This is a genomic window from Natrialba swarupiae (assembly GCF_008245225.1).
Lineage (GTDB): Archaea > Halobacteriota > Halobacteria > Halobacteriales > Natrialbaceae > Natrarchaeobius > Natrarchaeobius swarupiae.
The window spans coordinates 1-5,750 of the sequence record NZ_VTAW01000057.1; the positions used below are offsets into that span (position 1 = coordinate 1).

The following is a 5,750-nucleotide window of genomic DNA, read 5'->3' on the forward strand; positions in this document are numbered from 1 at the left end:
ACTTCGGGGTAGGTACCAGAGGTGACCCTGTTTCCACAGGAGTCAGTTACGACTCTAGACGAGCTTGGGACACGACCAAGATTGTGCCGGTCTTGTCGTTGAACGTGGGGCCGGAATTCTTACAGAAATAGCGCTGAAAGTGGCCATAGCTGTCGTTCTCGCTCGTGGGGTCAGAACGGCAGCGGGGGCAAGTAACGCCGTTATGCCAGCGAACATGCTGCAACAGATTTGCTGCGTTCGATTCCGATCCATCGAACGGAATTATGCCCAACGGACACCGCTGACGAGGTGTCCTTGCTCTCTTTGATTCCATAGCAAAAAATAAGCGGCATCAACAATCTCCTACAGAAGAGCGACGGTTCAATTCATCGAGTGTCGAAGCGAGGAGCTACAGAATTATTGTAAAGTTTAAATATTTAGCTATCATTTGTATATAGGAGGAATATAAAACAAACGGAAAGAACAAGAGTTAACTTTCCAGTTATGGAAGTTAAAAAGTTCTGCATAGAAGACAGAATAGTTACGGCTCCGAGTAGTATAGCGGCAAAGAGGGCGTTCTGAGGATTGCGATATCGGTATTTTAAGATCGATCGGTAGGCCACTAAGAGGAACGAAAGGAAGATTAGCAGTAACAAGAAATGCCCCTGAGCAAGTGCTAACACATAATATGAATCTATTGTCTCCGTGTCTAATACGTGCGCAGGGTTGGCTAATGTGCCACCTGGATAGTGCGTATTCATGGCACTAATTGCTGACTCCCAACGGGGCCCACGCCCAGATACTTCTGGCAATTTGTGGGGATTGAGAATAGCAGTTAATAACTCATCAAATCTATTATCACTTTGCAATCGACCTATGTTTAACCTGTATGCAGTTGCGAAGCCTACTGAAAGGCCTCCTACACTCACCAGGGCAGTCTTTGGTTTCGAGATGTCAGTAGGTGTACCAGTGTGAAATGTGATTAACAGGGATGCAAGCAAAACGGTCGCAACAAAAGCTGTTCTCTGGCCAGATGCAACTAAGAGCGTGAGAGAAATTAAGACAAAGATCTTATTTTCCCCATTATTAAGAAATGTATGTCCAAATATAAGTGTGCCAAGCAATGATACAAGGCCGATTAACGACGGGGAAGAGCCTGCTCCAGAGAATCTACCGATATGATGGCCTAGTTCACCGTATGTCGATTGATTCAGAAACCAGAATTCTAGTAATGGTGTTGTATCGTATAAATCAAGATACAATGCCAGTTGTAACAGGAAAATTCCAAAGTATATCCCTATGATAAATTTAAACGAATGGACGAAATCAGATCGGAAACTGAGTGCTTTTCTTGAGTATAGTGTTATTATTACTAAACCAATTAAATACATTTGAAGCCACCGAATGTCACCAACGACGTACGCAAGTGGGTGGTCGTGAACAATAATTCCTACCAATGGTAGTATAACTACTAATAGAAAATAGATTGTTGTAAGGTTCAGGAGGAGTTCATCTCGTGGGATCCTTATATTTCCAACTAACTTTAAACCTATTAGTATATTAAATGATATTAATACCACTATTAAATCGAATAGGTAGAGCCCTATGTAGCCTATCTCGATTTTTGGCCCTTCAACGAACGCTGCGATAATTGCGAGTACAATCAAACCACGGAGCAGTAACTCGAGGTGATGAGCTGCTATTGGATCACTGTTCCGCTGTGACGAACTCACGCCGTACCATCCAACAAAGTTCATGAAAAGGATTTCGGCGATCTATCTGCGATAATAGCGTGTTGGGTACCCAAACAGTGTTTCTCAACAGTTAGAAAACGGATTGCACTACATTAAGATGACCTGCCATAGTCAGTAGACACCGAGTACTATACTGTAGAGAATTAGTCGAATATTCACTACGGAAACCGAATATACGGATGAATAATGTTGCCGTTCTAGTGGGCTCCCTGACTATTGGGGGTGCCGAACGAGTCGCGGTTAATCTCGCGAACGGGTTAGCCGACTCCGGGCGTGAGACCGATTTGGTCGTACTGAAAACCCAACTCGAGTTAGAACCCCACGTTTCTTCGGACGTTACCCTCGAGACGCTCAACGCTTCGAGGGTACGGTGGAGTCTTCCCGCTATTGTCCGGTATCTGAACAAAAGACAGCCATCGGCAGTGATCTCCGTGATGACCGTCGAAAACGCGTTGACGATACTAGCCGCTAGACTGGCCAGATGCCAGCCGAAAGTAATCGCGACTGAACACTCGGTTCGAGATGATCGACCGTGGAAGAGCGTCGCGTTCAAAGGCGATTTTCTACTCGGAAAGGTGTTCTACAGGCAAACCGACGAAATCGTCGCCGCCTCAAGTTCCGTCGCTCACGACGTTGCGTCGTGGGCGAACGTTCCCCGAGAGGCGATTTCGGTTATCCACAATCCGGTAGAACTTGCATCGGCGGACAGCGATGACGAGCCTCCGCATCGATGGTTCGGCACCGACGAACCGGTGATCGTCGCTGCCGGGAGGTACACGCCCGAAAAGGATTTCCGGACGCTACTCCGAGCGTTCCACGAGGTTCGAAAGACCGTCGGCGGACGTCTGATCGTTTTGGGCGACGGGAAATTACGGGACGAGCTGGAAGCACAGGTGAGGGACCTGTCTCTCGAGGAACGGGTTTCTCTGTACGGATTCGTCGACGATCCGTACCCCTACATGGAGGCTGCCGATCTGTTCGTCCTCTCGTCTCGATCCGAGGGGTTCGGAAACGTGCTGGTCGAAGCCATGTCGTGTGGGACGCCGGTCGTCGCGACGAACTGTGGCAGTGGTCCCGTGACGATTCTCGAGGACGGTAGGTACGGTCCGCTGGTGCCCGTAGGGGACGCGTCTCGGATGGCGGATGCGATGCTTGAAACCGTATCCGATCCGCCCGCTCCAGAACTGCTTCGTGAACGCGCTCAGGACTTTAGCGTAGAAACCATCGTGTCGCAGTATCTCGAGTTAATCGAGACGGAGCGAGTTCAACAGAGAGTGCGGCGAGAGTCGTCGTAGAGAGCGGCGGTTTAGCTCCGTAAGAGGGCCTGGTAGACCCGCTTACGAACCGCGTTGGGCGTCAATCGGAGGGGAGTTCGAATCGCTACGTTGAGCAGGAACACGAGGGGCGAAACCGAACCGCGTTCCAGTAACTCCCGTTGAATCCGAAGCTCGGTCCGAGCATATCCCAGCCCGCCCCGCCTGTCGAACAGATCGTTCCCCGTCCGGCATTTCACCAGAACGGTGGGAAGGTTCTCGATCGTGTACCCCTCGGACAGCATGCGCATCCAGAGTTCGTAGTCCTGCATCGAGCGAAATGACCGATAGTTTCCGGCCTCGAGCACCGCCTCTCGACGGAACATCACGGTCGGGTGGTTCACAGGACACCGGAAACGAGCGACGGACCGAACCCGTTCGGCGTCGCTAGGCACGTCCCGAACGCGTCCTGATTCGTCGGGATTGCTGTTGAACTCCATCACGTATCCGCCGAGGACGTCGACCTCGGGATTGTCGGAGAGATACGCTAACTGATCCTGAAAACGGGTTTCGACAGCGATGTCGTCCCCATCCATTCGAGCGATCAAATCGTTCGAACACGCCTTGACCCCCGCTCGAAGCGCGACGCCCAGTCCGCGGTTCGTCGGCAGAGATATCGTTCGTACTGTATCCGGATACCGCGTTTCGAACGTCGTGATCACTGCCTCGAGATCAAGCGATAACGGTCCATCCTCGACAATCAGGACCTCGTCTGGTGGTTTACTCTGGTCGAACACGCTCTCGAGTGCCGTCCGTACGTGATCAGCTGTTTCGTCACGGTAGACCGACATCAGTACTGAGAAGGGGGGGCGATCCGTGGTCATCTGGATCGACCCTCAGTTAAGACGATGCTGCTATCGTCTGTCTTCTGGGGGACGAATGTCCGCGAAATCATCACAGCGCGGATCTTTTCGCTACTTGATGACAGAGTGAACACGTCGGCTAGCGTACTATCGATTGGATTCATCGGTCGAGCATGTTGGCGTCATTCACGAGCCCACACGAGACGAGTTCACCGCCCGTAACGGAGTTGGCCAAGGTATCGTTGTCATCCACCCATCGCGGTCGGCGTCGACTGTAAGGCCGTCGTCACACTCCTCGTGAAACGTGAGCGCCGCATCTGTGACTGCGGCGAGATCTGGCTTGTCGGTCATCACGACGTACTGGACGTTGACGCGCGGGCCGGCTGCGACGCCCGCACTAGCGGCTCGTACCACTCTTTATTATCCTGATACCAATCGACAAACTGCGAAACGCCTTCCCGAATCCCGGTTGACGGTTCGTAATCGAGCAAGTCACAGGCTTTCGAAACATCCGCGTGGGTGTGTCGTGCGTCGGCTTCTTTCGGATCGGCGTACTCGAGTTCGACGTTCGCTTCCGTTTCGTCGACGACGTGGGTGGCGAGTTCTTCGATCGTAATCGTTCGGGTCGAGCCGACGTTGACGATTTCGCCGTCGCACTCCCCGCTGTCGAGCAACGTGAGGTTGGCGTCGACGACGTCGTCGATGTAGGTGAAATCGCGGGTCTGCTGTCCGTCGCCGTAGATAACGGGCGGATCTCCGTTGAGGCACCGCGACGTGAAGTTGGTGATCGCCATGTTCGGGCGCATCCGTGGTCCGTATACCGTAAAGTACCGAAGCGTGACGGTCGGAACGTCGTAGATCTCGTCCCAGAGTCGACAGTAGTGCTCCCCGGCGAGTTTGGTTACACCGTACGGACTCTGTGGAACGGTCTGGTGATCCTCGTCGTAGGGGAGGTATTCGACTTCGCCGTAGACTGACGACGACGACGCGTTGACGAACCGCTGAACTCCGAACTCGTCAGCAGCGATCAGCAGCGTCAGAAGACCGGTCGTATTGATCCGGTGTGGTTTCTTCGGATTGTCAACGCTCGTTCGGACGCCCGCTTGTGCCGCCTGATGGTAGATGACTTCGACGTCGTGACTCGAGAGGATATCGCGGACGAGTTGCTCGTCGGTGACCGACCCCTCGACGAACCGAAAACGATCGCTGCCAGCTTCGCGACAGAGGTCCAGGTTTCGTTCTTTGATCCGAAGATCGTAATACGGATCCAGAACGTCGAGAACGGTGACCTCGTGTCCTCGTTCCAGGAGTTCGGTGGCGATGTGTGATCCGATAAACCCTGCACCGCCGGTTACGAGTGCGTGTGTCATACTGATCAGGTCAACCTCCCTGCCGGCAGCTGGCACGTCTCGTCGGTGCCAACCGGTTCGGGTTGTTGCCGTTCGTTCGGCCGATCACAGTCGGTAGCAGAGCCGACGCCGATTAGTCCGGAGACGTCGACCTCGAGCAGCGTGACGAATACGTCGTCGATGATCGGTCGCCCGTCGGCCTCGGCGAAGGCGTCCGCTTTGTTTTCGATCAGCGCCCGCGGATGCGCTTGCTTTCTCGCTATCAGAACGGCGGATTCCATGTTCTGCAGGCAGTCCAGACCCGGCTAAATAACTTATCCACGTAACTGCTAGTTACCGAAGCGCACCGCTTCGAAGCGGCGTATTGCGCCAACAGATAGAATCCACGTCTGGTCGATATCTGTGCGGATAACGAGCGTATCGAACAGTAGCTCACCTCACATCCAACGATAGGTCTGCGCACGGTGAGTCCACACTAGCAGTACTTCCGAAGTATAACCACACGTTCCGTGGTCTACGGCTGGGTCTGACGGATAATCACTCGATTGAGAG

At 53.0% G+C, this 5,750-nt stretch carries 5 protein-coding genes and 1 pseudogene; 1 reads left to right on the top strand and 5 read right to left on the bottom strand.

Going from position 1 to position 5,750, the window contains the following annotated elements; genetic code table 11:
* Nucleotides 1-55: 55 nt before the first annotated feature.
* Both FYC77_RS19755 and FYC77_RS19760 read right to left on the bottom strand, forming a co-directional pair.
* Nucleotides 56-265: pseudogene (locus FYC77_RS19755) on the bottom strand (transposase); the annotation flags it as partial.
* A gap of 151 nt (nt 266-416) precedes the next feature.
* Nucleotides 417-1,712: a hypothetical protein gene (locus FYC77_RS19760; RefSeq protein ID WP_149083205.1), complete on the bottom strand. Its 1,296-nt coding sequence runs from the start codon at nt 1,710-1,712 to the stop codon at nt 417-419.
* A gap of 200 nt (nt 1,713-1,912) precedes the next feature.
* Between FYC77_RS19760 and FYC77_RS19765 the strand changes: the two genes are divergently transcribed.
* Nucleotides 1,913-3,028 (top strand): glycosyltransferase, encoded by a 1,116-nt coding sequence (locus FYC77_RS19765; protein ID WP_149083206.1) that lies wholly within the window; start codon nt 1,913-1,915, stop codon nt 3,026-3,028.
* An 11-nt stretch (nt 3,029-3,039) separates the two neighbouring features.
* Here FYC77_RS19765 and FYC77_RS19770 read toward each other — a convergent pair whose 3' ends face one another.
* The 3 genes from FYC77_RS19770 to FYC77_RS19780 all read right to left on the bottom strand — a co-directional run bounded on the left by FYC77_RS19770 (nt 3,040) and on the right by FYC77_RS19780 (nt 5,479).
* Nucleotides 3,040-3,870, bottom strand: coding sequence for a glycosyltransferase (locus tag FYC77_RS19770; protein WP_149083207.1), 831 nt, complete (start codon nt 3,868-3,870; stop codon nt 3,040-3,042).
* Nucleotides 3,871-4,199: 329 nt separating this feature from the next.
* Nucleotides 4,200-5,219 carry an SDR family oxidoreductase gene (locus FYC77_RS19775; RefSeq protein ID WP_149083208.1) on the bottom strand — a complete coding sequence of 340 codons (1,020 nt, stop codon included), beginning with the start codon at nt 5,217-5,219 and terminating at the stop codon, nt 4,200-4,202.
* Between the two features lie 5 nt (nt 5,220-5,224).
* A complete protein-coding gene (locus FYC77_RS19780) occupies nt 5,225-5,479 on the bottom strand; it encodes a hypothetical protein (RefSeq protein WP_149083209.1) in 255 nt (84 codons plus the stop codon).
* Nucleotides 5,480-5,750 lie beyond the last annotated feature (271 nt).

Excerpts from the sequence above, each read along its gene's own strand:
- FYC77_RS19780 (WP_149083209.1), bottom strand. The coding sequence starts at position 5,479 with ATGGAATCCGCCGTTCTGATAGCGAGAAAGCAAGCGCATCCGCGGGCG.
- FYC77_RS19770 (WP_149083207.1), bottom strand. The coding sequence starts at position 3,870 with ATGACCACGGATCGCCCCCCCTTCTCAGTACTGATGTCGGTCTACCGT.
- FYC77_RS19775 (WP_149083208.1), bottom strand. The coding sequence starts at position 5,219 with ATGACACACGCACTCGTAACCGGCGGTGCAGGGTTTATCGGATCACAC.
- FYC77_RS19765 (WP_149083206.1), top strand. The coding sequence starts at position 1,913 with ATGAATAATGTTGCCGTTCTAGTGGGCTCCCTGACTATTGGGGGTGCC.